At 46.2% G+C, this 25,774-nt stretch carries 26 protein-coding genes, 2 tRNA genes, 1 pseudogene, 1 riboswitch and 1 other annotated feature (1 of these 31 running past the window's edge); of the genes and pseudogenes, 9 read left to right on the top strand and 20 right to left on the bottom strand.

Annotation, left to right across the window (positions count from 1 at the left end):
- Positions 1 to 11 (bottom strand) — a binding site (T-box leader); it reaches 221 nt to the left of the window's first position.
- Between the two features lie 67 nt (positions 12 to 78).
- The 5 genes from H9Q77_RS04790 to H9Q77_RS04770 all read right to left on the bottom strand — a co-directional run bounded on the left by H9Q77_RS04790 (position 79) and on the right by H9Q77_RS04770 (position 7,462).
- Complete coding sequence (locus H9Q77_RS04790) at positions 79 to 2,793, bottom strand: M56 family metallopeptidase (protein ID WP_249326673.1); 2,715 nt, start codon at positions 2,791 to 2,793, stop codon at positions 79 to 81.
- 13 nt (positions 2,794 to 2,806) lie between these two features.
- On the bottom strand, positions 2,807 to 3,160 hold the full coding sequence (locus H9Q77_RS04785) for a BlaI/MecI/CopY family transcriptional regulator (RefSeq protein ID WP_330596060.1): 354 nt from the start codon (positions 3,158 to 3,160) through the stop codon (positions 2,807 to 2,809).
- 167 nt (positions 3,161 to 3,327) lie between these two features.
- Positions 3,328 to 3,864 (bottom strand): 2-C-methyl-D-erythritol 2,4-cyclodiphosphate synthase, encoded by a 537-nt coding sequence (gene ispF, locus H9Q77_RS04780; protein WP_022153966.1) that lies wholly within the window; start codon positions 3,862 to 3,864, stop codon positions 3,328 to 3,330.
- 156 nt (positions 3,865 to 4,020) lie between these two features.
- Positions 4,021 to 5,628: a hypothetical protein gene (locus H9Q77_RS04775; protein ID WP_249326671.1), complete on the bottom strand. Its 1,608-nt coding sequence runs from the start codon at positions 5,626 to 5,628 to the stop codon at positions 4,021 to 4,023.
- Positions 5,629 to 5,737: 109 nt separating this feature from the next.
- Positions 5,738 to 7,462 carry a DEAD/DEAH box helicase gene (locus H9Q77_RS04770; RefSeq protein WP_249326670.1) on the bottom strand — a complete coding sequence of 575 codons (1,725 nt, stop codon included), beginning with the start codon at positions 7,460 to 7,462 and terminating at the stop codon, positions 5,738 to 5,740.
- Between the two features lie 157 nt (positions 7,463 to 7,619).
- Between H9Q77_RS04770 and H9Q77_RS04765 the strand changes: the two genes are divergently transcribed.
- The 4 genes from H9Q77_RS04765 (at position 7,620) to H9Q77_RS04750 (ending at position 9,300) form a co-directional block, all read left to right on the top strand.
- A complete protein-coding gene (locus H9Q77_RS04765) occupies positions 7,620 to 8,735 on the top strand; it encodes a DUF362 domain-containing protein (RefSeq protein WP_118545582.1) in 1,116 nt (371 codons plus the stop codon).
- Between the two features lie 125 nt (positions 8,736 to 8,860).
- A tRNA-Val gene (locus tag H9Q77_RS04760) sits at positions 8,861 to 8,933 on the top strand.
- A 22-nt stretch (positions 8,934 to 8,955) separates the two neighbouring features.
- Positions 8,956 to 9,029 (top strand) — tRNA-Met (locus H9Q77_RS04755).
- Positions 9,030 to 9,144: 115 nt separating this feature from the next.
- Positions 9,145 to 9,300: a hypothetical protein gene (locus H9Q77_RS04750; protein ID WP_176865097.1), complete on the top strand. Its 156-nt coding sequence runs from the start codon at positions 9,145 to 9,147 to the stop codon at positions 9,298 to 9,300.
- A 140-nt stretch (positions 9,301 to 9,440) separates the two neighbouring features.
- On the opposite strand, the gene H9Q77_RS04745 is transcribed toward H9Q77_RS04750, so the two are convergent.
- The 4 genes from H9Q77_RS04745 to H9Q77_RS04730 form a co-directional block, all read right to left on the bottom strand.
- Positions 9,441 to 10,097: a hypothetical protein gene (locus H9Q77_RS04745; protein ID WP_117466709.1), complete on the bottom strand. Its 657-nt coding sequence runs from the start codon at positions 10,095 to 10,097 to the stop codon at positions 9,441 to 9,443.
- A gap of 30 nt (positions 10,098 to 10,127) precedes the next feature.
- On the bottom strand, positions 10,128 to 10,358 hold the full coding sequence (locus tag H9Q77_RS04740) for a hypothetical protein (protein WP_022153379.1): 231 nt from the start codon (positions 10,356 to 10,358) through the stop codon (positions 10,128 to 10,130).
- 30 nt (positions 10,359 to 10,388) lie between these two features.
- Positions 10,389 to 11,003 (bottom strand): hypothetical protein, encoded by a 615-nt coding sequence (locus H9Q77_RS04735; protein WP_022153380.1) that lies wholly within the window; start codon positions 11,001 to 11,003, stop codon positions 10,389 to 10,391.
- 888 nt (positions 11,004 to 11,891) lie between these two features.
- The gene (locus tag H9Q77_RS04730) at positions 11,892 to 13,196 is read right to left on the bottom strand and encodes an IS30 family transposase (protein ID WP_069432380.1); all 1,305 of its coding nucleotides are present in this window, start codon (positions 13,194 to 13,196) and stop codon (positions 11,892 to 11,894) included.
- A 175-nt stretch (positions 13,197 to 13,371) separates the two neighbouring features.
- Between H9Q77_RS04730 and H9Q77_RS17015 the strand changes: the two are divergent.
- A pseudogene (locus tag H9Q77_RS17015) lies at positions 13,372 to 13,548 on the top strand (IS1634 family transposase); the annotation flags it as partial.
- A gap of 100 nt (positions 13,549 to 13,648) precedes the next feature.
- Here the strand turns inward: H9Q77_RS17015 and H9Q77_RS04725 are convergent.
- A complete protein-coding gene (locus tag H9Q77_RS04725) occupies positions 13,649 to 14,935 on the bottom strand; it encodes a sensor histidine kinase (RefSeq protein WP_249326669.1) in 1,287 nt (428 codons plus the stop codon).
- Positions 14,928 to 15,656: a LytR/AlgR family response regulator transcription factor gene (locus H9Q77_RS04720; RefSeq protein ID WP_117466695.1), complete on the bottom strand. Its 729-nt coding sequence runs from the start codon at positions 15,654 to 15,656 to the stop codon at positions 14,928 to 14,930. Before H9Q77_RS04720 ends, H9Q77_RS04725 begins: the two co-directional genes overlap by 8 nt.
- An 88-nt stretch (positions 15,657 to 15,744) precedes the next feature.
- On the opposite strand from H9Q77_RS04720, the gene H9Q77_RS04715 reads away from it, so the two are divergent.
- Positions 15,745 to 16,026, top strand: coding sequence for an IS3 family transposase (locus H9Q77_RS04715; RefSeq protein WP_022153383.1), 282 nt, complete (start codon positions 15,745 to 15,747; stop codon positions 16,024 to 16,026).
- 5 nt (positions 16,027 to 16,031) lie between these two features.
- Positions 16,032 to 16,361: an IS3 family transposase gene (locus H9Q77_RS16825; protein WP_227061970.1), complete on the top strand. Its 330-nt coding sequence runs from the start codon at positions 16,032 to 16,034 to the stop codon at positions 16,359 to 16,361.
- A 44-nt stretch (positions 16,362 to 16,405) separates the two neighbouring features.
- Here H9Q77_RS16825 and H9Q77_RS04705 read toward each other — a convergent pair whose 3' ends face one another.
- From H9Q77_RS04705 to H9Q77_RS04670, 9 genes are all read right to left on the bottom strand, one after another.
- Positions 16,406 to 16,657, bottom strand: coding sequence for a zinc-ribbon domain-containing protein (locus tag H9Q77_RS04705; RefSeq protein ID WP_117466691.1), 252 nt, complete (start codon positions 16,655 to 16,657; stop codon positions 16,406 to 16,408).
- A 10-nt stretch (positions 16,658 to 16,667) separates the two neighbouring features.
- A complete protein-coding gene (locus tag H9Q77_RS04700; RefSeq protein WP_022153385.1) occupies positions 16,668 to 16,892 on the bottom strand; it encodes a hypothetical protein in 225 nt (74 codons plus the stop codon).
- Positions 16,893 to 17,006: 114 nt separating this feature from the next.
- Positions 17,007 to 17,228 carry a hypothetical protein gene (locus H9Q77_RS04695; protein WP_118538358.1) on the bottom strand — a complete coding sequence of 74 codons (222 nt, stop codon included), beginning with the start codon at positions 17,226 to 17,228 and terminating at the stop codon, positions 17,007 to 17,009.
- Positions 17,229 to 17,443: 215 nt separating this feature from the next.
- The gene (locus H9Q77_RS04690; RefSeq protein ID WP_145985593.1) at positions 17,444 to 17,611 is read right to left on the bottom strand and encodes a response regulator; all 168 of its coding nucleotides are present in this window, start codon (positions 17,609 to 17,611) and stop codon (positions 17,444 to 17,446) included.
- Between the two features lie 5 nt (positions 17,612 to 17,616).
- Complete coding sequence (locus H9Q77_RS04685; RefSeq protein WP_118538356.1) at positions 17,617 to 18,957, bottom strand: ATP-binding response regulator; 1,341 nt, start codon at positions 18,955 to 18,957, stop codon at positions 17,617 to 17,619.
- Positions 18,944 to 19,078, bottom strand: coding sequence for a hypothetical protein (locus H9Q77_RS16615; protein ID WP_255713338.1), 135 nt, complete (start codon positions 19,076 to 19,078; stop codon positions 18,944 to 18,946). Before H9Q77_RS16615 ends, H9Q77_RS04685 begins: the two co-directional genes overlap by 14 nt.
- 95 nt (positions 19,079 to 19,173) lie before the next feature.
- A riboswitch (cyclic di-GMP riboswitch) is annotated at positions 19,174 to 19,274 on the bottom strand.
- Positions 19,275 to 19,282: 8 nt separating this feature from the next.
- Positions 19,283 to 21,049 carry an arginine--tRNA ligase gene (gene argS / locus H9Q77_RS04680; RefSeq protein WP_117466683.1) on the bottom strand — a complete coding sequence of 589 codons (1,767 nt, stop codon included), beginning with the start codon at positions 21,047 to 21,049 and terminating at the stop codon, positions 19,283 to 19,285.
- Positions 21,050 to 21,209: 160 nt separating this feature from the next.
- Positions 21,210 to 21,872, bottom strand: a complete 663-nt coding sequence (locus H9Q77_RS04675) for an epoxyqueuosine reductase QueH (protein WP_022153389.1) — start codon at positions 21,870 to 21,872, stop codon at positions 21,210 to 21,212.
- Positions 21,873 to 22,009: 137 nt separating this feature from the next.
- Positions 22,010 to 23,548, bottom strand: a complete 1,539-nt coding sequence (locus H9Q77_RS04670; RefSeq protein ID WP_249326668.1) for an alpha-amylase family glycosyl hydrolase — start codon at positions 23,546 to 23,548, stop codon at positions 22,010 to 22,012.
- A gap of 177 nt (positions 23,549 to 23,725) precedes the next feature.
- Between H9Q77_RS04670 and H9Q77_RS04665 the strand changes: the two genes are divergently transcribed.
- On the top strand, positions 23,726 to 24,475 hold the full coding sequence (locus H9Q77_RS04665) for an FRG domain-containing protein (RefSeq protein ID WP_249326667.1): 750 nt from the start codon (positions 23,726 to 23,728) through the stop codon (positions 24,473 to 24,475).
- 148 nt (positions 24,476 to 24,623) lie between these two features.
- Positions 24,624 to 25,730, top strand: coding sequence for an ABC transporter ATP-binding protein (locus H9Q77_RS04660; protein WP_249326666.1), 1,107 nt, complete (start codon positions 24,624 to 24,626; stop codon positions 25,728 to 25,730).
- The last annotated feature ends 44 nt before the right edge of the window (positions 25,731 to 25,774 follow it).

The raw sequence follows: 25,774 nt of genomic DNA, 5'->3' as shown, positions 1-25,774 counted from the left end.
CATGCCTTTACTACATATATGATCATTCCTACTAAATAAGATATGCAAAAATACGGGTTTTGTCAACCCCGGAGTTTTCTACATTACAGCTTTTACCCACTGCCCCTCCGGTGCCGCATCCAGGATCCAGTACTGGCACCGTCGGATGTCCGCCTGCAGGCTTCCGGTCTCCTGTAATTTTTCCCCATCATAGGTGAAGAATACGGTTCTCGCCTTAGCATCATCTCCGGTCTCATACAGTGCGATCACGATCTGCTCCCCATCCGGACTGTAAGCGAGAATGCTGTTATCCAACAGTCTTGCATGGCGGTCTACATTGTTACCTTCCACTCCGAAGGTGTAATTCACCGGGCTGTTACCTTCTACGTTCTTCCAGGCGTCTGTCTGTAGTGTGATCCGCTCTGCTGCCGCATCTCCATCCAGATCGATCAGTGCATAGGTCTCAGAAAAAGTTCTCTGGGACACATCGCATACCATACCGGGATGAGATAAAATATCTTCCCGCCATTCCACAGCATACCGGTCCCTTGACACCTGATCCAGTCTGTCGGCTCCGGTGTCCAGACCACCGATAGAATACTGCTGATAGAGTTCTCCGTTGCCGTTATAGACCGTCACGAAACCATTCTGTACTTTCATGGAAAACGGAAGCACAGGTTCTGCCGTTTCTTCCCCGGTCAATTCCCATCCGGTATCACCTGCCAGGCTACAGTTCTTCACCGTATACAGCGTAGGTTTCTCATCCTCCTGTAAATACTCTGCCGCTTCTGTCATATAGAATACCCTGCTGCCCATCCAGCCGATACTGCTGTTCTCCTGCACCTTTTCATTATAGGCGTTGGAAGTATTGTAGTAGGTCCGGTCACAGATCGCAGCCGATGCCATATTTTCCGGGATGCCATCCTCAGACACACACCGGAAGGTATGATTATACATCACATAGATTCCGCAGCTGGACACCTGAATATGAATACCGGAACCGGAATAGCTTCCGATCTTCGTCTCCAAATACTCTGTATACTGTCCTGCCGGCATATTTCCCGGAGAATACGCTTCGTATTCCACATAGACTCTCCGGGCGGACTGCTCTCCCGGGAGCGGGCCGATCTTCTGTCCGGATGCCGCACTCACATCTCCGGTGGATAACAGCCAGATCTTCTGTTCCTCCTCCGCCAGCACCATGGGAATCTCGATCACAGAACCATCCTTCGCAAAAGTATACTCCACATTGACCACCGTTCCTTCTCCCATACGGTCATCGCCATAGAGCTGGTACTGTCTTGCCGCCTCGTAGAGGACTTCCGTCACCTCACCGGTGCCCTTTCCCAGCGAAAGGAGCTGCTTTGCTGCCGTCACAGGGTCCTTATAATCCTCGTAGAATCTGTGATCCTCCGACCCGAGTCGCTCCTCCAGACGGCTGAGTTGGAACATTTCCCAGCTTGCAGGACTCCCGGCATACCTTCTGCGATTCACATACCATCCCTTCTCCTGTGCAAAGGAATGAGTACTCTCGATCCGCTCGGGGGAATAAAATTCTGAGAAATCGGAGCGTGTCTCAAACGTTACATACGACAGCTTTTCCGCATAAATATCCCATTCTTCCTGTGTCCAGGCAGCCTCATCGGAATACTCCGTATCACTGATATCCACCGGCGCAGTTTGGGCAGACGGCGCAGCTTCCGTAGGCAATTTTTCCTCACTGCGGTTTCCTCCCGGATTACTGCACAGGCAGATGATGAGTGCTGCGATCACCGCCACCGCACCGATGAGGATCCAGAACGGAGGCTTGTGATAATCCAGCACATGACGGATCCGGTTCTTCACATGATCCTCTCCGAAGGATAACAGCGCGCAGATCGTACCACCACGGTATTTTCTCCACCTGCCGTCGCTGGCTTCCTCCAACAGTGTATAAGAATAGACCTTCTTGCTTTCCTCTCCCAAAAGCTTTACCACTTTTTCGTCGCAGGACATCTCACAGTCCATATTCATCAGGTAAAATGCCAGCCACACCAAGGGATTGAACCAATGCACACAACAGATAAAAAGCACTGCCGGTTTGATCAGATAGTCTCTTCTCTGCAAATGCACCCTCTCATGGCACAACACTACCTCTCTGCTCTCCCCGGCAAGCTCCGACGACAGATAAATGGTCGGATGCAGGATCCCCATGACAAAAGAAAGGTGTCCCCCCTTAATCTCACATATTCCTTCTTCTACTTTATGAACGCCATTTTCCGGCTGACGCAGACGGTAATACATCCGCAGATAGGAAAACAGATGATAACCGGCAAACCCAACAAACCCGATCAGCCACAAGTACGGTAACACGATTCCCGCCAGTGTTTTCAGCATCTGTGTGCTGTGAATTGCAAACATTTCCTTGGTTGAACCGCTCGTTGCAGACATTCCTGTCTGTCCGGTTACCATAGAGGACTCCTGCGAAAGTGCCTCCGGCTGACTGCCATCGCCACTATCGATCTGCTCCGTCATGCCTGAAATCTGTATTGCTTCCGCGGTCGGATTTTCCAAGGTTGCTTTTTCTCCGGATGCTGTCAGTGCGGTGCTCACCGTCTGTTCCGTTACCAGCCGCTGTGGGATCAGGCTGATCTGTGTCTGCGGAAATGCCGGGCAGCACAGGCGCAGAAACACGATCCCCCACAACAGATAAGAACACCATCTGGGAGCCCTGCGAAGCACCAGTCTCGCCACCAGCACCAGCAAAATGCAATAGCTTCCCACCAGGCTCAAGTTACAAACGATCCCAAATACCTTCTCTAAAATCTCCCTCATCCAATCTCCTCCGTCACCTCTTATAATCCTCGATCATAGCTTCGATCTCAGCGATCTGCGCTGCGCTGAGCTTCTTGCTCTGGATAAATGCTGCGATCATCTTCGGCAGGGAACCGCCGTAAGCCTTCTCCACGAAAGCCTCCCCCTGGGCTCTGTGGTACTCCTCCTTATTCAATACAGAAGATACGATGGCATTCTCATTTTTGAAAATACCGTTCTCACAAAGCTTTTTGATAAACGTATAGGTGGTGGATTTCTTCCAGCCGAACTTCTCTGCGCACTGTTTTACCAGTTCTCCGGAACCGATGGGTTCCTCCTCCCAGATCAACTCTGCAAATTTGTACTCTGTCTCCGTCATCTGATACATTCCCATTCCTCCTTGTATCCTTCTTAATCCAGCGCCTGCCAATTATGCAATCCTATTGGCTTTTTTGCACTCATCACATTATAAAAGGTCGATAGCATACAGACCTTGTTCTAATTAAAGTCTATATCCTATCGACCTATTTGTCAAGTTCTTATTTTCCGAAATTATCAGCTCTTCGGGCATCCGCTGCAGCTTCCGCAGCCGCCCTGCATCGCCTGTGCCGTAAGATCAAACGGCGTAGTCACCAGACAGATTGCCTGAGAGGAGATTCCCTCTCCGCTGCCGGTGAATCCCAGTCCTTCCTCCGTGGTAGCCTTCACATTGACCTGTCCCACATCGATCAGCAGGGCTTTCGCGATATTTTCCCGCATGGTATCGATATGCGGGCGCATCTTCGGTGCCTGTGCAATGATCGTCGCATCGATATTTTCGATAAACACATGATTCTCTTCCAGCAGCTCGCCCACTTTTTCCAGCAATTTTATGGAAGAAATACCCTTGTATGCCGGATCTGTATCCGGGAAATGTTTCCCGATATCCCCCAGCGCCGCTGCTCCCAACAGCGCATCCATGATCGCATGGAGCAGGACATCCGCATCCGAATGTCCCAAAAGTCCCTTTTCATAAGGTATTTTCACGCCGCCGATGATGAGGTCTCTTCCCTCCACCAGACGGTGTACGTCATATCCCATTCCGATTCTCATACTTACAACCTTTCCGCAGACGTTATCCTTTTTCAAAAAGTACCGACATCCCTGTGTCTCACCAGATTCTCCAACCAGCCAGTCCCCAAACCGTTCTGTCCCGTTGCGTCCAGTGCCGGGTGCCAATATCGTCTGCAATATGCTAAATCTCTGTCATTATTGTCTCGCCACAGCACAGTTCATCAGCTCCTCCGTGCTGTCGAATACATAGACGGTATAACTGCCGTCCTCATATACCTTTTCGCCCTGCTTTAATGCCGGAGCCTCTGCATATTCCGCACACTCCTCCGCCGTCAGGAGCAGGAATGTCTCCCCGGCATGATACCCTTCCTCATAATATTTCATAGGCGAAGACCACTTGAAATACTCCAGGTGCTCGGGATCTCCGATATTGCCGATCTCCACTTCACCATTCGTAAGCTCCGTGATGATATTGGCATTATTATAAGTAGCGAAGCCGAAATCATATCCGTTCCCCGCAAGGAATTCCGCCACTGGGCGCTTCGTCTCGTTCTTGTCCACCGTCAGGAAAGACATCACCGTTTTCCCCGTTCCAAGGAGCAGGCAGACGGTAAGCAGTGCCGTCACCGCCAATCTGTCAAAGGGCATTTTTTCCTCTTCCAGATAAAAACACAATACCGGCAGGGCGAAAATGAAGATCGTGATATAATACCGCGGCACCATGGTACTGGTGGTAAAAATAAACACAAACAGATTCAGTACAAAACTGACTTTCAAAAACAGTGTGATCAGACTGCGAAATCCCGTGACACGCTGCATTTTCCCGCTTTTGACCGTAACGTATCCGTAGATGCCAAGCATCACGAAGGCTGCCATCGTCACAACACCCCGCAGGGATAAAAATCCCTTATCCTGAATATAGCCAAAAAGCATCAGCAGACACCCCACCGCATTCTGGATCCGGTCAAATAACACACCGTGATACAATGCGATGAAATTCGTGGCGCCATAGGTCTGGAATACGTATTTGTGACTGATGAACACTACATTGATGCCATATCCCACGACTGCGAAAAATGCCCCTGCCAGACTATAGAGAAAATACCGCATCCTGTCCGTAGAAAATAGAGTTTGGAAATGCTCCTTTGTCATCTCTCCTCGGAAACTCTGAAATTCCTCACCGCCCAGCAGATAGAAAAAGGAAGTCAGTACCAGAGGACACTGCAATGCCAGCAGGTAACGCACGCCGGACATTCCACAGACGATAGCAAGCAGCACATAGAATATCCACAGGCTGACCTTGCGTTTTGCATGATATTCTCCGCTACACAACCGCAGATACATACCGAAGAACCACAGCACCAGGATCACGTGGGACATGTAGGTATTACCCATCTGCATATGCGTCATCATAGTCTCGGAAAAAGGCAACAGCAGCAGACAGGAGCTTAACACTGTAAGTCCGCGGGATACTTTTAACGGCTTCATAAAATAATAATAGGAAGCCAGCATCAATCCATAAAATACCAGGTTCGTGATCGTGCGGATCACATGCCAGTTGCTGCAGATGCGAAACAGCGGTCCCATGATCAGCTGTGTATACAACACGCGGAATTCCGTGGAATAATACCAGTTTGTCGTGGAAAAAATGTGGTGTTCTTCGGAAAGGATCCGGGAAAAGATCATCTCCGCCGCCATATCTGAATCCAGCCAGTGATCCTGACTGATGATATTCAAGCCAAGCAGGAGCAGAAGCGTCGCTCCCAGCAAAATATATGGTATCTGTTTTTTCAGTGTTTTCATACCGCAGACCTTTCTGTTATTGCCTATGCATTCTTCCCTAACTATACACGATTTGCCGCAAAAGCACAACTGCGGCTTTTGCGGCAAATCTACAAGTTTTCTCATTAAATTAAGATCGTTTTCTCTTGGGGAAGCTGTTACCGATGCCCGGCTCTTCCCGTTTCTTTCTCTTTTTCGCTTCTCTCTCCGCTCTGTCCCCAGAGTATTTGCGGTCAGCCGTCTTTTTGTCACAGCCGCCCCATTTTCTTCCATCCTCACGGTTTTCATCTCTGCGGCGTCTTCTGTCCTCACCGAAACCGGTGCTGCCATCGTCTCTGCGATCTCTGTCACTGCGGCCGAATCTTCTGCGTTCCCCGTCTTCACGGCCAAGCTTCCGTCTTCCGTCTCCTCTGCCGAAGCTGCGACCTTCACCATCGCCTCTGCCGGACCGGCCTCTGTCCCCGAAACGATTGCCACGCTTTGTATATTCATCTGCGGCGATCTCCTCGTCCTTGTCACCGACCTGTAATTTCAGCATGGCAGCTGCCAGCTCCAGTGCATCACAGCCTTCCTCTTCCATCTTACGCTGTAAAAAGCTCTTCATCAGCTCAATGTCTTCATGCTCATGCAATTCCCATGCCTTGTTCAGATATTTGTCTGCTTTCGCTTTCAGCACCTTCGCAGCTCCGGGAAGCTTTTTCTCCGTGATGGTGGTGTGGCAGACTCTCTCGATCTCGCGGATCTTGTAGATTTCCCTGCTGTTGGCAAAAGTAAAGGATCTGCCCTTTCTGCCGGCACGGCCGGTTCTGCCGATACGGTGCACATAATACTCGATATCCTGCGGAATATCGTAATTGATGACAGCTTCCACATCATCCACATCAATACCTCTGGCTGCCACATCCGTAGCGATCAGGATACTGGTTCCACCGTTACGAAAACGCTTCATGACCGCGTCACGCTGCGCCTGGGACAGATCTCCATGCAGTCCTTCCGCCTGGAATCCCTGCTCCTTTAATAAATCCGACAGCTCGTCCACCTTTTTCTTCGTATTACAAAAGATCAGGGTCAGCTTCGGCTGATAATACTCTAACAGTCTTACGCAGGCGGCATCCTTGTCCTGATTTTTCACACGGTAGAATTTCTGGGATACCAGGGGAATGGTCAGCTCCTGCGCTGCCACCTTTACTAATTTCGCATCGTTCTGGAAACGGTCTGTGATCTCCAGGATCGGCTTCGGCATGGTCGCGGAGAACAGAGCGGTCTGGTGCTCTCCGGGGATCTGACCAAGGATCAGCTCCATATCCTCACGGAAGCCCATGTTGAGCATCTCATCCGCTTCATCCAGTACCACCATGTTCACCAGATCCAGCTTAATGGTGCGTCTGCGCATATGGTCCATGACACGTCCTGGGGTTCCCACGATGATCTGCACGCCCCGCAGTCCCGCGATCTGACGGCTGATATCCTGTCCGCCGTAGACCGGCAGCACCTTAATGCCGTGCATGTATTTTGCGATCTTCCGCAGTTCTTCCGCTGCCTGGATCGCCAGTTCTCTGGTGGGGCACAAGATAATGGTCTGTAACTTTTTCACATCCGGATTGATGTGCTGGATCGCCGGAATGCCGAATGCAGCAGTCTTGCCCGTTCCGGTCTGTGCCTGTCCGATAATGTCCTCACCCTGTAATAAATAGGGAATCGCCTGCTCCTGGATCGGAGACAGCTTCTCAAAACCCATCTCACGAATCGCACGGACGATACGGTTATCCAACAACGGCTCGATCGATGCGATACCGTCCTGCTCCTTTACCTCTTCTACTTTTTCCACTTCTTCATTTTCCAAAAAATAACTCACAAAATACTCCTTTTTAGCACAAAAAAAGAAATCATTGCGATGCGCTTCTGATTTCTTCCATCAAATCTCAACAACATTTCGTAGTATAGCACGGAAGCATTGAAAAAACAAGTAAATTCATGTACTATATAGAAAATAAACCACTTTAGAGGTCATTATGATACAGACATTACACATCGTACCGGAATATAACGAAGAACTGATCTATCCCGCCATCTGCAAAAGTATGGAGGCTTTGAACATCGCCGCAGACTTGCGCCCGGAGATGAAGATCGTCATCAAGCCGAATCTCGTCATGGCGAAATCCCCGGATTTTCCCGCCACGACCCACCCTCTGGTCATAAAAGCTGTGATCAGGTGGCTGCGAGAGCAGGGCATGCAGCACATCACCATTGCGGAAAGTTCCGGCGGTCTCTACAATGCCGAAGCCATGAAACACGTATATCACGTATGCGGCATGGATACTCTGGGCGAAGGTGCTGAACTCAACATGGACTTTTCCGCACAGACCGTAAATTGTCCGGCAGGATTTAAAAATCACAGTTTCCACCTGATCACTCCTATCGTGGAAGCCGATTATATCATTAATATCTGTAAACTGAAGACCCATGCCATGACCGGCTATTCCGGCGGCATCAAGAATCTCTTCGGCACCATCCCCGGTCTGGAAAAGCCCCAGATGCACTACCGCTGGCCGGAGATCGAAGATTTCTCCAACATGCTCTTAGAACTGGCTCAGACCGTAGCTCCCAATCTCACCGTCATTGACGCCATTGATGCCATGGAGGGTAACGGTCCCACCGGCGGCACTTCGCATCCTTTGCATATGCTGCTGGCGGCAAAAGATTTCTATACCCAGGACTGCTTCGCCGCAAAACTTATGGGATTAGAACCTACAGAGATCGTCATGCTGCGTCAGGCACTGGAAAAAGGTCTGGCTCGCCCTAAGGAGTTGGCGCTTGTGGGAGATCCGGTTCCGGAAGGCTTATCTCCTTTTCAGAAGCCGGATACCATAAAATTAGATTTTACCAACGGTGTGCCGAAATTTTTACGCAAGCCTTTCATGTTCGTGGCTTCCCGACTGTTGAAATCCTATCCGCAGCTGACCCCGGAGAAATGCGTGGGATGCGGAAAATGTGCGGAAAGCTGTCCGGCACATGTCATCAGAATCGAAAATCGCAAGGCGAAATTCAAGAGAAAAGGCTGCATCTCCTGCTTCTGTTGTCAGGAAATGTGCCCCATGAAGGCTATCAGTGTAAAGAAAGCCCTGTAATTTCCTGCTTTTTGCTATTATTGTTCTAATTGCATACAAAATTTTTACAAAAATATCAAAAAACGTGTTGACAAAGTGGGACACGCATTGTATACTGAACAGGTCGGTTGCGAGAGCAACGAAATGGAATCTTAGCTCAGCTGGGAGAGCATCTGCCTTACAAGCAGAGGGTCATAGGTTCGAGCCCTATAGGTTCCATTCCAACTTCGGTTGGTCATATGGCGAGATAGCTCAGTTGGCTAGAGCATGCGGTTCATACCCGCAGTGTCGAGGGTTCGAATCCCCCTCTCGCTATTAGGTTAAAAGGGTCGGAAATGCTGATAAATACAGCGTTTCCGATTTTTTTGATTTCTCAAAGTATCAAATAATATGTTTACTTTTGTTTACTTCTGGATTTCTGACGGTGATAATGGTTAAACCAGAGTTTAAAATGCGCCGGTTTTCTCCTCTTAAAACCAGGGTTAAGAAGCCTAAAACAAAAGGTACGAAAGCTGACTCCGTGGAAAAAGTTACGGTTGCCGAACTTCTTCCCTCTTTGGAAAATACGGTTTTAAATAAAAATTAAACTTTAGCATCACCGCTTTCAGCATTCTGATAGACAAAGGAATTAGTGGTCATGGTGATTTCATCTAATATAGCCAGATTTCCGCTTTTCTTTATGCACATTGTTATTTAATAATTTGGACTTGCACACCGCCAAACCCGTTACTGTTCCAAAACAAACTGCTCTGTCTCAGGGTTCCACTTTAATACTGCTACGATTTCTTCAGAACTTATCAATTTATCCTCAGATGCCACAATAATCAAATCATCTACTATATCCATATAATAAAAAGATTCATCTCCAATGATCTTTAGCGCATCTATCGGAATTTCTACCCATTGACTGCCTTCGACAGCTAAAAGCTGAATTTCCTGTGTTGATATTCCTTGATATGTTGTGGTTTTTGATACCAATATTCTGCTTTGTCCGTCACTCGCTTGAATACAGTTTATAACTACTTTATCAGCCGCAAACTCCTTATATGCTACCATTTCTAATGAATCAGCATCTAAAAGGATACCCACCGTTTTATCCAATCCTGCAACATGAGGGGTATTCAAAATCTTGCATAACACGAATATTTCACTGGCATTATCTTGCGAGAAAGAACCAAAATCAATCCGAACTATAACAATATCTAATGCACTGATGTTACCTTCTTCGTAATTCTCTGCTACCTTTTCTATAATCCTGTTATTAAGCTCTGAGACCATATCAGCACTATCTCTGGATTTCGATATTCCACACGCATTGATGCACATCAGCATAAACAACACAAGAACAGAGACCGGCAAAACCTTATTTTTCATCTTACCCATACTCGTCTTAATCTCTTTCTGGCACATTTTCTATTTTAATGTGCAGGATATGATCCTGCAATCAGTGTAATAATACAACAAAATATTCGATGCGGAATCACCATTTTTTGCACGCAATGCGGCACCCATTTGACATAGCCCGTAACGATGTCCTCCTGCACCAGTTGCAATATCTGTGCAACTTACAGCTTTCAAAGCAGGCTGCGTAATAGCTAAAAAACTCGCAATATACTTTTTCATTGCTTCCTCTTTTCTCTTCATAAAATACCTCTCTTTCTCGTCTGAACTTGTTTAATCTGCCTTCTGGTTAGAAATAAACAAATAACCATCATCCGTCTTTTGTAAAATGACCACCCATTGCCCCCCCTCATACTCTTTTTCGTATTTCAGTATGAGTTTGTTATTTGACTCCCAAGTTCCGGAAGTAACCATACACCAATCAAAATTCGAGTCTCCCTTAATCAGATAGTAACTGTCATATTGCTCCAAATAATAGAAACTGTCCAAGCCTGTCTTTTTTGTCTCCGCCAGACTTATTCCCATTTTTTCCTGCAAAAAAGCATCCATTTCATTTGCTGTGATTTTTATGATATCCAAATACGGGGCATCACTACATAACTCTGTCAGCATTGACAGTTCATCCTCCGATACTTCGCCAAACGCTCCTCCAACGCCATTATAAAATAACTCAAACAAGTTAATTTCATCTGGTTGACTATACTCGCTGGATAACAGCATATTGTTCATGTTCGTTATGTCACCATTGAAAAATTCTGTGTTAAACACAGTAATTTCCTTTTCGGAAAGAGTACCGGAAGCCATCTGGCATCCTGAAAACATCAAAATCATAAAAGACAAGATAACCGATAATGCAAGTAAATCCATAACTTTTGTCAATATTTTCATTCAAAATCTCCTCCGTTTCACTTCTCAAATTTCTCGCCATTATAGACTCTTCATGGGCACCACTCCCATCCATAGTTGCAAAGCAGATTTCCCCACCTGCAATACACATTACATTTTTCTACAAACTGATAATTCTTTTCTGCCGATGTTGCCGTTTTAATTTCTCCATTAACACTACACGTCATTGTAACTCGATATGTACCTCTGGAAACCAGATATATTTCCAAGCCAGATGCTGTTATGGTATTGCTCGAATCTTCCCATGATTCCACATTGACCCAGCTACCAGAGACCTTTTCCTGGAACATAGCTTTTACATACATTTTTCAAATGATTTCTGCATTTCCCTATCAGCATTGTGATTACAACTATTAAAAATATTATATTTAGCTCCAAGAAGTAGCTATCCTTTTCAAATATAGTGCAAACTATTCCGATAAAAAAATCCAAGCATAAATACTTCATCAGCTTTATTTTAAAACACTCGTTCTCTTCTTCGTTTACCCCCTTAATGAACTATTTTTGTAATCATATCATATTCCCCGCAAGATAATCACTAATATGTCAAAAATACGGCAATAGCTGTCAATTTTCCAGTAGATTCATGACAACGGGGTCATCCGTCGTTCAATAGTCATCCGAGATTCCCGTTTTGTAAACGAGTTTCACATTTTGAAAGCGACCTGCAAATTTTGTACCCGACTTTCCACTTTTGTAATGACTTTCCCGTTTTTTCCCTTGCTTTTATGATATAATCACCTTATGGCAGAGTATTTTTTTGCACAAAAACCGGACGTCAGTTTTGGCTTACAAATTTTGCAAGCCATAATTCACGTCTTCTGCTGTTCCTATTTCAGCCGGCGGTCTGTGCTTTATTCTGTCTTCTGGTTACTTTTTGAGAAGTCTTGCGGTGAGGTTGATGTCTTTGGCTGCAACCTCGTGGCATCTAAGCCTCTCCGCCAGGTCTTCTCCATAATAAAAGCTGAACGCTTCATACGGACTTTTTCCGTTCAGTTTCTTTCTCCGGTAGGAATTGATATGGTTCATCATCAGCTCTACGTCTGCCTGCGTCAGTTCATCAAAGCTTCTTCCTTTCGGCAGGATCCTGCGTATAAATTCATGTCCCACCTCGATCTCTGCTTTCTGGTACGGCGCACTTGGATTGCAGTAATAGATCCTCGTCCTTTGAAATCCTTTTCCATCCGGTCCGTTCTCTATACACTTGGGATTGGAAAACTCACTTCCGTTATCCGTCAGGATGACCGGAAACAGCTTCCTAAAATCCTGCCCTCCCAGCCGGTGGTACAGTTCATCATAAATATCTATCACTGACTTTGAGGTGTTCGCTTCCCGCAGGAACCCCAGCATCAGTGACACATTTACAAAATATATCGTCAGCAGGACTTTCCCTCCCTTGCTGCCGATCACGGAATCCATCTGCACCACTGCTGTGTCCGGATGCTGTTCCATATATACTTCGTAATCATGATAATTCCTTCCCACACGGCATCCACGGTCTACTTTCAGCTCCGGTTTTTTATATCTCGGACGGTACTTTACCTTTCTTGGCAGGTCTATGTTCCTGATATCAAACAGGCATCCATCCACGTAGTTGTAGAGGGTCTTTTCACTGCACATCAGTTCATCCTTATGTGTCAGGTAGATCTGATGGATAGACTGCCCCTGTTTTACCAACGGCACCAGGATTTCATTGAGTCTGGCGATTTCCCCTTCCGTAGCAAGGATCCCGCTTCGGGATTCCGATATCTTATCCGTTGCCCGCCTCTGGGCTCCCAGAGCATCGTAAACAGTTTTTGTCAGCGTACACTTCTTTACTTCACTGCATCCGTTGCATACATATGGCGGTTTAAAGCGATGGGTACATATTTCTTCTTCATAATGCTCGCAGTAACGGTTGCATATGAGTTCACACTGTTTACAGACAGCTACCAGTGGATGCCTGCAGTCATTTGTCCCACATACTTTTTTCCTCTTACATGCTTTTCTGTACTTGCAGGTATTATGCGGGTAACTTCCATAACCGGTGTCCTGTTCGATGGAATAGTTCCTGATCTCCTTTGTGATGGTAGTCCTGTCCCTTCCCAGTTTCTCTCCAAGCTCTGTGAAAGTCATGTGCTCCTTTAGTCCGCTTTCTATCTCCAGCCGGTCCTCATAATTTAAGAACTTTGCCATACTGTCTCCTTTCCCCGCCAGCTGCTGAAGTTCTGTTAAAAAACAGGAAGAACATTTCTGCTCTTCCTGCATTTGTATCGTCACTTTCACTGCTGTAATTTATTCTGTTTGTAATCAACTTTCCCCCTCACACGGGAATTTCAAAAAACTATTGAGGGGGGTCATCCGTCTTTAGGATATCTTTAATTTTATCCATGAGTTCCGAGTTGTAAAATATCAGACCGAAAGTATATCAACCTTGCACGGGGTTCTAAATTTATAAAAGAATTTTCAGCACTTATCGGCCTGCCGTTAAGTTCCTACTTTTTAAACGACGGAGACATCAGAAAAAATGCTAAGCCACAGGTTTTAATCCGTGGCTTAGCACCATATTTTAAGATTCAACTCCCAAAGTCAGGTATCATATTCCCCTCAAAATAATCCCTAATATGTCAAAAATACGGCAATAGCTGTCAATTTTCCGGCAAATTCATAACAACGGTCAGGCAAAATACAGAATCCTGTGCTTCCACTAGAATTTCGCCCTGGTACTTTTCTGCAATTCTTGCTATGGAATTTAATCCATATCCATGTCTGCCGCTTTCTGTTTTTGTGGATTGATATTTTCCGCTTCTGTCGTTTTTTAAGACATGCTCATATGGATTCTTTATCAGCATGACCAGCGCCTGCTTTTTCACTCCCATGGATATTTCTATCACCTTTTGGTGCTGCCTGCAGTCCCGGACAGCTTCTATTGCATTATCCAGTGCATTTCCCAGTGCTATGCCAATATCACATGGTTCCATGAAAAGCTCCTCTGGAATAAATATTTTTAACTGAAATGTAATCCCGTATTCCTTAGCAACGGCATATTTGAAATTAATCAGACAATCAATGGTACTGTTGCCGGTATTGGAAATGTTTTCGGAAATATTGCTGTTTTTGATAATCTGATTCAGGTTTCTGATTACAGACTCTTTATCACTGTTTTCAACGCTGTTTTTTAAAACAATAAGTTTATTCAGCAGATTGTGCCTGTCCTCATAAAATTCCTCCAACATCTTTTTTTGCGATACCGTAATTTTTTCGATCATATCAAATTGCTGGGCATAAACTGTATGTTCTTTTTCATAAGCAAAAACTTTATTTATTTTTACATACAATTCAAAAATAATGACATTAAATAAGATAAGAATGCTGATAGTGATAACAGCAAAAAAGGACTTTCCTTCTGAGCAAAATTCATTGATTGCAATGACTATGCTTCCCACTGGCACCAACAGGAGAAAAAAATAATATTTTCCCGGTACCGGACTCTCCTTTCTTTTTTCTGCCACCATCGACAGTGCATATACAGAAAGGATCATCAGGATGTTCGATAATACCAACCCAATAATATCCCTTTGCTGGCTTTCCCCTATGTCAAAGCTATTGATTAGGGAAAAGACAAAGACCTCAATCAACGACCAGCCTGCATAGAATGTAGCCAATAAAAAGTATTTTTCCTTTCCACGGCTTTGGTAGGCAACCATCGCTATGGACAGAATCAGTAAAATGTTCAGAATGGTTGCAAAAATTTGCAGGCGCCCATTATGATAACCAAAGAAAAATTGGAATATGCAATAAACAATCCACAGAGAAACAGAAAGTATACTATTCTGCTTTTCTTCAAAAAAGCTTCCCCAAAATCTTTTTACAATCCATACGGTTGCGATAACAATAGAAATATTTAATAGAATATCTTCTATTTGATTATACATTGATTTCCCCTCCCAGAAGATGGCTATATTGTTGGTTAAAGTATTTCTGCCGTTCTTCGCTTATAGGCAGTTTCTTCCCATTTACCAACGTTATTTCTATTTTTGTCCTTGATCTAATCAAATAATAATTTACCAGATAAGACTGATGTACTCTCAAAAAAGGTATTTTTCCATCTGACATTTTTTGTTCTATCTCTGACAGTTTCCCGTTAAATGTGTAATGCTCCCCGTTTTGCGTATATATTGTAACTTTCCTGGCATTGCTTTCAAAGTATAAAATCTCTTTACATAGAATTTTATATTCTTCATGCTTATAAGAAAAGGTAAAATAGACCATTTTACTGCAGACTCTCTGATAAGTTTCCAGAAATGTCTTTGTCAATATCTCCTCATCGATTGGTTTCTTTATAAATCCAAATACATCCAACCGGAACAATTCCATCATATATTTATCATAGCCTGATACATAAATCAGAAGTACATTATCATCCACCTTCCGTATATTTTCAGCCGCAGTGATGCCATCGCCACCCTTCATCTGAATATCCAAAAAGATGATGTCATACTTTGTTCCTGATGTAACCTGCCTTTTGAGTTCCCTACCACTGTAAAAAACATCAATATTCACGGGAATGCTTTCCCGCTTGCATACTTCAGAAATTATATGCTCTATCTGATTCACAATTACATTTTCATCATCACAAACAGCAATTCTTATCATGTGTACTACCTGCATTATACTTATAAAAGTGGACACATTGGTTAAATAGACTTACTATTAACATAGACACCAAAAGGAGGTATCTTTTATGTCCACAAAACAACATTACGATGAGGATTTCAAACGAACCCTCGTTGAGCTTTACCACAATGGTAAAACTCAGGCCTCTCTTATCAAAGAGTACGGCGTATCTCAAACTGCTCTTTCCAGATGGGTCAAACAGTATTCAACTGTTGAAACTGATGACGGTGAAGTTCTTACTGCAAAGCAGGTGAAAGAGCTTCAAAAACGTATGGCTCAGCTGGAAGAAGAAAACCAAATACTAAAAAAAGCGATTGCCATATTCACGCCACACTCAAGCAACGATTAGATGCCGTGCATAAGCTGCGTCATCAATACGATATCAAAACTCTTTGTCGAGTTCTTCGCATAAATCGCAGTACTTATTACAAGCACTTTTATTCAGATTTAGCACCTCGTACAAAAGAAAATCCGTTGATTCGTAAGCACCTTTTACAAATCTATACTGATTACGATAACTCTCTTGGTGCTTACAAGATCCGTCGTGTATTAGAACGTGATTATGGCATAAACATCAGTCTCGGCAGAGTGGACCGCCTGATGAACACTATGAATCTACCAAAACGTTCCACAGAAAAACCAAAATGGAAAGGTGCCTGGAAAGACAATGGTCCTTGTGAGTAACACTCCCTTTTGAAATCGAGACAGATTCACGTCCCCTCTCGCTTTTAAAATTTCTTACCGCACTTTGGGCAATACTCAAAATTTTCTGCTGTCTCATACCCACAGTAATTGCAATGTTTATAGTTATACCCATAGGTCACTTTTGAAATTCTCTGCAAATGCTCCGGGCGAATCAGTACCTGCTCTCCCCGGGCAATGGCCTTTCCCATCTCCGGATCCAGTTCATACAGCGTATTACAGCAGCTTGTCCGCACATAATAGTGCTTATTCCACTTAATACACGGTATGAAAAACATAGCCCGTCTCCTATCTCACCAGTCCCATGTTGCTTCTGTATTCCTCATTCAGCTGCCGCAGTTCCTTCTCCCCGTTAATGTACGGTTCATAAAATGTATCCACGGAACCACCGCCCAGATTATCACAACCGTTGCAGAAGTCACAGGCTCCACCGCACTGGTTCAAACCCTCCTGTATAATGCGGATCCGCTCTTCTCTCGTTGTATCTTTGATCAGTATACTTTTGATCTCCATATGCCATCACCTTTCCTGATTTATCAATACTATATATCAATAATAATGAAACTGCCTGATATGCGATAACTTTATTTTACCACACATCAGGCAGTCTGTTATCATTTTATTTCTTTACCCCGGCAATATCATCCGGATCCCGGCCTTGATAATTCCGATCCCTACCGGTATTAAAATGATTGTACAGCAGAAGATCTCTCCCACGCCCGACAGGATGAGGCCGATGGGCAACAGGATCAGCAGCCACACACAGGCCTTTAAAATTGCCCCGGTAATCTTATATGCGATTCCGAATAAAATGGTTAACAGCAACAGACACAATATAAATGAAATCATAATTTTTCTCCTTTCCATAATGTAGGCCACATGCTTCACAGAAAAAACTCCTGTCTTTGTAGCTATTATATCCGGTTGTCCCACCATTTTCAGTACGTAATGTTGCACGATAAGTCATCCTAATATAGGAAAAGGACAGAGGATATCCTCTGCCCTTTTCTAGGCTGTTTCTATGCTGTTTCTTCAGGAATGGTCCCGGAACATAATGCATTCCTTCACTGTTTCCAACAGCTTCTTTTCATCCATCGGCTGTTGATAATGTCTTCCGCAAAGGCATTGGCGCTCATGGCAATGATGGGGACATTTCCGGCATCCGACCGTTTCATGGACCGGATCCTGCGGGTGGCATCCCAGCCATTTAGCTTCGGCATCATAATGTCCATGAAGATCACATCGTAATATCCCAGCTCAGATTTTTGAACTTTTGTACCGCCTCTTCTCCGTCTGCAGCGCACTCTACGTGGATCCCGTAATCCTCCAGCATGAATTTTGTGATCTCCATGTTGAGTTCATTGTCCTCTGCTAACAGCGCCCGCAGACCTTCCACCGGGATTTCCTCATAGTTTACGTTCTTCTCCTTCTCCACCGGTTCCCCGATTTTGAACGGAAGTGTCATGGTCACAGTAGTTCCGACGCCTTTTTTACTCTCTATGGCAATGTCTCCATCCAGCCTGTCCACGATTTTCTTTGCAATGGCAAGTCCCAGTCCTGTGCCTTCGTACCTGGATCTGCTGGTCTCATTCTCCTGCGTGAACGGTTCAAAAGCATGTTCCAGAAAGGTTTCACTCATGCCGATACCAGTATCGGCACAGCCGAATTCATAGACTACCCGCTCCTCGTCCGCATATTTTTCTGCACACCAGACACGCACACTGCCGCCCGGTCCGGTAAATTTAACCGCATTATCAGAAATATTGGTCAGCAGTCTCTCCACATAGATTGGATTCCCTGCCAGATCCATATGGCGGATATCACTCTGTTCCCAGTCAACAATATATTCCACATTCTTTTCTGCCGCCTGCTTCTGCTTGCCGAGGTTAACCCGGTTCAGCAGTTCTGCCAGATTAAACGGAATCTCCTGTTCCACTACACCTCCCGACTCCAGTTTGTTCATATCCAGAATATCATTCACGATAGAGACCAGATACTTCGATGAAGTCATGATCTGTTCCCGGCACTTTCTCTGTACCTCCAGATCATCCGGATAACGGTTTGCCAGATTCAGCGTGCCGATAATGCCATTCATGGGTGTCCGGATATCATGACTCATATTTGACAGGAAACGGGCCTTCAAAGCTGCTGCCTTCCTGGCTTCCTCCACCTGATACATCAGTTCATGTTCCCACTTCTTGGTATCGCTGATGCTGCGGATCAGGCAGAGCACATGGGTCAGTACACCGTTTTCGTCTCTCTTTTTTTCCACAAAACGGAGTCTGTGCCAGTCGCCATCCTTCATCCGGTATTCTAGGACTAACGTCTCTTCATTCTTCATGCGTTCCGGCAGGGTCTTCAGATCCACAAATTTGAAAAATGCCTCCTGATACTCCTCCGCCACGTATTGTCTGCATACCTTTTCATTGCTTTCCGACAGCTTTCCCGATTTCGTGAACTTCAGATGCTCGGTATCCCGGTTATTGATCTCTTCGAAATAATCTGCCTGAATATCGATCCGTGAAATATACTGGTAAGTTCTGGCGATGGAGGAAATGATCTCGTTACTCAGCTTCACTTTCTCCAATGTGTCCTGTAACTGCTTCTGGATTGCTTTTTCTTTGTACAGAATGCTGTCTATATTCCGGCAATAATTTATTCAGGATGTCATTTTCGTTCTGCTCATAGTTTAAAGACATCGTTTTCCCCTTCTACGGCACAATAAAAGCCGTCTGCCAAAAATGTGCACTGACAGACGGCTCACGATAAACATACTCCCCTACACTCAGGAATCTGCTGCAACCGGCTGTCATAGTCTGATTTTTCTCTATGTTCAGACCTTAGACCCATCTGGCTTTGTGTCCCCGTTTTTCAGCTGGTTTACTAAATAGATATTATTTTTATTACATTTTCTCCGGAGCTTCGAATCCCAGCATATCAATACAGGTCTCCAGGATATCTCTGGTCAGCACTAAAAGTGCTACCAGTCCCTGCTTACGCTCCTCATTCTCTTCACCTAAGATCTTGGTCTCATGGTAGAAGTGGTTGAACGCATTGGCAAGATCGTAAATATAGGCACATACCTTATGGGGTGCCAGTTCTTCTCCAGCGGTAGCGATCATGGTATTGAACTGTGCCAGTTCCATGGCAAGCTCTTTCTCGGACGCATTACCGGGCTGCTGTAATTTTACAGCGGTCAGGTCTCCGCCCTGCTCCTTGTATTTATTCAAAATAGACTTGATTCGCACAATGGTATACAGGATGTAGGGGCCGGTATCTCCCTCGAAGGAGGTGAAACGGTCGATATCAAAAACATAATCCTTGGATGCCTGATTGGACAGATCACCGTATTTTAACGCGGAGATAGCTACCACGTCCGCTACCTTTCTCGCCTCGGCATCTTCCATATCGCGGCCTTCCTTGATCTTTTTGTACATCTCATCCTGGGTATCCTTGATCAGGTTCTCGAGACGCATAACACCGCCCTGTCTGGTCTTGAAGGGTTTGCCATCCTTGCCGTTCATGGTACCGAAGCCCAAGAACTTCAGCTCGGTCTCGGGTTCTACCAATTTCGTCTTGCGGGCACAGCGGAATACCTGCTCGAAGTACAATTCCTGACGCTTGTCCACCACGTAGATCAGCTCGTCGGGATGATACAGCTTCATACGCTCCATAATAGTAGCCAGGTCTGTGGTATTGTACAGAGAGGCCCCGTCGGACTTTAAGATCATGCAGGGAGGGATCTCCTTGGTGTCGGTATCTTCCTTGACATCCACTACCAACGCACCCTCACTTAAGTGTGCATAGCCGTTGTCCTTCATATAAGCGACCATCTCCGGGATGATGTCATGGACATCGCTCTCTCCCTTCCACAGATCGAATTCTACGTTTAATTTGGAATAATTCTTCTTCAGGTCGTTCACAGACACATTGATAATGTGCTTCCACAGAGCACGATATCCTCTGACACCGCTCTGTAATTTGAAGGTTGCTTCCATGGCCTTTGCCTTGTACTCGGGATCTTCCTTGGACTTGGCGCTGGCTGCGGGATAGATTTCCTCCAGTTCACTGATGGTAAACGGAGCTTCCTCGGGATATTCCCCGGCGTAGTTCTCATCAAAATATACCAGTTCCGGCTGTCTCTCCTGTAAACCGGTGATGACCAGACCCATCTGTAATCCCCAGTCACCCAGATGCACATCACCGATAACCTCATGTCCCACATAGCGGCTGATGCGTTTTACGCTCTCACCGATCACTGCGGAACGTAAATGTCCCACATGCAGAGGTTTTGCCACGTTGGGGCCGCCGTAATCGATGATGATCTTCTTGGGATGTTCGGGCTTCTCCAGACCGAATTTTTCATTTGCCTCCATGCCCTGTAAATAGGTGAGCAAAAATGCCTCACTGACCTTCAGGTTCAGGAATCCGGGGGCTACTGCCACCACTTCGGAAAATACCTTGCTGTCTTTTAACTGCTCTGCCACGTCGTTTGCGATCATGATGGGGGCTTTTTTATACAGCTTGGCTCCCGCCATGGCGCCGTTACACTGATATTCGCACAGGTCAGGACGGTTGGAAAGCATTACTTTTCCTAAGCTTCCGTCATAGCCTGCTGCGGTAAATGCCTGCTGCATTTCCTCTGTCAGCATTTCTAAAAATTTCTTCATGTCAGTCAATCCTCATACCTTTCAGTAATCTGCCGGTATTCCGTTACTTCCTGTAATGTACCGGAATATCTTGTGCAGTCACAATTTCTATCTCTCACGCTTCTGCGCTGTTTTCACTATTTCTACTATATCCTAAAATTCCTCATCCCGCAAGACGCAATTACGCATTTGCAATCTGTGCTTCCCGCTCCGCCTTGGAAAAGGCACAGCCGCAGTAATTCTGCCGGTACAGCTCATACTCTGCGGACAGTTCGATGGATCTCTTATACCCGTTCTTTTTCTTGAAATCCGAGGGCAGCCAGGGGATACCATATTCCCCGGACAGTGCCTGCCCGATCTCATTGATCTTCGCCGCATTTTTCAGAGGGCTGATGGTCAGGGTCGTGGCAAAATAGTCATAACCGCCATCTGCCGCCAGCTCCGCAGTCCTGCGCAGCCGCAGGTCGAAGCAGCGAAAACACCTCTCTCCCCCTTCGGGACAGTTCTCGTAGCCCTTCGCCATCTCATAAAAACGCTCCGGTTCATAATCTCCCTCCACGATGTCGATGGGCCATCCCTTTTCTTCTTTATTATAAGCGTCGATCAGACGCTTCTGCTCCGCCACGCGCTTTCGGTATTCTTCCGAAAAGGAAATGTTGGGATTGTAATAAAATACCGTGATCAAAAAATAACGGCACAGATATTCCAGACAATAGCTGCTGCATGGTGCACAGCAGCTATGCAGAAACAGGCGGGGCGGTCGGTAATCCGACGCTGCCTCGCCCTTCTCCTGTAAGGTATTTAAAATTTTCTCTAATTCTTTCTGATAATTTACCTGATTCATACGGTTCTCTTTTCATTTATACTCTAGCATTACGCTCATTATAGCATATTTTTTTAGAGATGCCGCAATCATTTTTTCGAAAGCTCCTCCGCTACGCCAGACTGATCATCCACTTCTTTTAAAATACATTCCACCAACTACAACAGATAAAATCCGGCGCTGCCCCCGGGCACAGTAACCTTTCCGCCTGCAAATGCAGCTTCCCCTCCGAAGGTATACAATGCTTCCTTTACCGCATAGTCTCCGTCGAAGCTGACCTCTCTGTCCGCCGGATTGATAATGATCAGAATCTTCTCCTTGTCGTCACTGCGCAGGTAGGCCAACGGATACTGATCAGCCTCAGCATAGACGAACTCAATCTCTCCGCGGCTCTGCAAGGCGCTGTGCGCCTGACGGATGTTAATTAATTTCTGAATCTCATGATATAGGGAATCCGGATCTGCCATCTGCGCCTCCACCGTGGGACGGTCAGTGGCTTCGTCCTGTTTGACATAAAGCTTTTCCTTCGGTGCCGCACTGAAACCGGCGTTGGTGGTATGATCCCACTGCATGGGCGAGCGGGAACCGGTGCGTCCGTAACCGCCCTCTACGGAGTGCAGGTTTTCCACATAGCGCATACCAATCTCGTCACCGTAATACAGGAACGGTGCACCTGGCATGGACAGGAGGAATGCAAATGCCACCTTTAACTCCTCCCCATGAATGCTTCTCGCCAGACGATCCATATCGTGGTTGCCTGAGGGAATGCAGATCAGACCTTTGCGCTGTGCCTTTTCATAATTTTCCTTGTATTTCTCCACGAAGGCTGCCACATCGCCTTTACCTCTTCCGGAGAAGAAAGGCTCCTCGCAGCGGAACAGATCGTTATAATGAGACGGTCCAAAATGAAGTAAAAAGTCCATATGGAAGCCGCCCTGCAGGGACTTGTCCGGTTCTCCCCATTCGGATACCAGCACTGCCTCGGGGAACTCTGCGTCCAGGAACGCTCTTACCTTTCTCCACAGAGCAATGTTTCCCTTGCTGTCCTCATCATTTTTCACCAGAGAACCTGCCATATCCACACGGAAGCCGTCACAGCCCATGCCGATCCAGAACCGCATGACATTTTCCATCTCAGCAAGCGTTGCCTTAGGGCCTGGATCATCGGGATCCTGCTGCCAGTCCTGTGTCTTTTTATAAAATCCGTAATTGAGTGCCGGCTGGTGTGCGAAAAAGTTCACGATCACTGAGCCCTCTCTCTCGGAGATACCGCACAGACTTCCCATGTTTTCCAGCTGTCCCCAGGTGCTGTCGGTCCAGATATAACGATCAGTAAATTCATTACGATCTGCCTTACAGGACTCCTTAAACCAGGGATGTGCCACAGATGTATGTCCCGGCACCAGGTCTAACAGGATATGCATATTCCGTTTGTGTACTTCGTTAAACAGACGCTTCAGGTCCGCATTGGTGCCGTATCTGGGAGCTGCCTGATAGTAGTCCGCCACATCATAGCCTGCGTCTCCGAAGGGGGATGCAAAACAGGGATTCATCCAGATCGCATTACATCCCAGTTCCTTAATATAATCCAGTTTTTCTATGATACCCTGAAAATCACCGATACCGTCACCATTGGTATCCAGAAAAGACTGGGGATAGATTTCATAAAAGATTGCATTATCAAGCCATTTTGCCATAGTGTACTCCTTCCTGTGTGCTTTATTTTTATTATAAAAACGTTTTCCGTATTCTTTCTTTTACCATATCACAGAATGGCTACTTGTACAACTGCGAAAAACCATCTATAATAAAGTAGCTTGATGCCCCGATATGAGCATAAAATGGAAGCATAAGAAATAAGAACGAGGTCTATCATGTTAACACAAAAAGTAAGCACCATCGATGAACTCCTGCAGTTCGTCAGTACGTTACGCCAAAAGCACGGCGTCCGCCTCTGGTTCCGCGGGGAAGAGAACGCGGATCTGACTCTGATTCCTTCCATCCAACGAAGCCAGAAAAGACTAGACTCCGAACGCTATATTGCCAATGATTTCTATATCCGGGCGAGACAGATCCTGGACAATCCTCCCGACAAACACAATTACGCCGGCTGGGTCTCCCTGATGCAGCACTACGGTCTGCCCACGAGAATGTTAGACTGGACCCAGTCTCCCCTGATCGCCGTATTTTTCGCCACGGAGACTTACCGGGAGACTCCGGACACCGATGCCTGCGTCTGGGTACTGACACCGGGTCTGTTGAACGAAAAGGAAGGCTTCGGCAACTGCATCTATCCCATTGATGCGGACACCACCCAGGAAATGCTGCTGCCCGCCTTCAAACACAACCACCACAATCCGGAATTGAAAAACAAGATCCTGGCTTGCAGCTCCACGGAAAACAACCTCCGCATGTACTCCCAGTACTCCAACTTCACCGTACATAACTCTCTGGAACGTCTGGAGGACATCTGCGATGAAAATATGCTGTATAAGATCATTATTCCCTCCGGGCGGAAACAATACTTTATAGAAAGCCTGCGGGTATTCGGCATCTCCGAAAGCTTCGTATACCCCGACCTGGATCATATATCCAGCGATTTGCGTGATTCCTACGGAATTTAAATCCACCTGGTGCAAATCGCTGTAGGATTTTGAAAGATTCCTATGGAATTTAGCGCAAAGGCGTGATAACGCGGCTTTGCGAATAGCGCGGACTGAACTGTTCGACTTATTTTGAATTCATTATCATTATAAGAAAGGAAATATACACATGAAAATCGTATTACAGCATCTGACCAAGAAATTCCCCGCCCGCGGTTCTGTCCGCGGCAGGAAGAACCGCGAGGATGTCATTGCCGTGAATGACTTCGACTTCGAGATCCCCGACGGCAAGCTGATCGGACTCTTAGGTCCCTCCGGCTGTGGCAAAAGTACTGCCCTGAATCTGATCTGCGGTCTGCTGAAACCCACCGAGGGCAAGATCTTTTTCGGCGAAGATGATGTCACCGGACTTCCGCCCGAGAACCGCGGTGTCGGCATGGTGTTCCAGAACTATGCCCTCTACCCCCACCTCACTGTGGAAAAAAACATTCAGTTCCCTCTGGAGAATCTGAAGGGTGCTGACAAGCTTTCCAAAGAAGAGATAAGTAAGCGCGTGCTGGAAGCGGCAAAGCTGGTACAGATCGATCACCTGTTAGAGCGCAAACCCAATGAGCTCTCCGGCGGTCAGCAGCAGCGTGTTGCCATCGCCAGAGCCTTAGTCAAGCTGCCTCGCGTTCTTCTTTTGGACGAGCCTCTCTCCAATCTGGATGCCAGACTCCGTCTCCAGACCAGAGAAGAGATCCGCCGGATCCAGCAGGAGACGCAGATCACCACCATCTTCGTTACCCACGATCAGGACGAAGCCATGAGCATCTCCGATATGATCGTCGTGATGAAGGACGGTATCGTACAGCAGATCGGCAAGCCCCAGAACGTATACGATGATCCCGTGAATCTGTTCGTTGCAAAGTTCCTCGGCACACCTCCCATCAACGTATTTTCCGGTGAGGTAAAAAAGGAGCAGTTATACATCGGCTCCGAGGCTGTCCTGTCCACTCCCGGAGTATCGGATCAGCCCGTGCATGTCGGCATCCGCCCGGAAGGCTTCCTCTTAAAAGAGGACGGACCGCTCTCCTGCGATCTGGTACGTCTGGAGGTCATGGGCCGGGATGTGAGCATTGTTTCCACCCATGAGAAGTCCCAGAACGTTACCATCCGTTCCATCATTGATGCGGACGAAGGGAAATCTCTTCCCACCGGAAAAGTGCATTTCGGCTTAAAGCCCGCAAAAGTATTCCTCTTTTGCACCGACACCGAAGAACGCATCCGTTTTTAATATTTTATCCGATTTTGCAGTCCGGCGGTATTCATGGGCTGCAG

Origin of the sequence: Simiaoa sunii (assembly GCF_014337175.1) — a bacterium.
GTDB classification, from domain to species: domain Bacteria; phylum Bacillota; class Clostridia; order Lachnospirales; family Lachnospiraceae; genus Acetatifactor; species Acetatifactor intestinalis.
The sequence above is the reverse complement of the archived record's forward strand: the minus strand, read 5'-3'. Positions and strand labels throughout refer to the sequence as shown.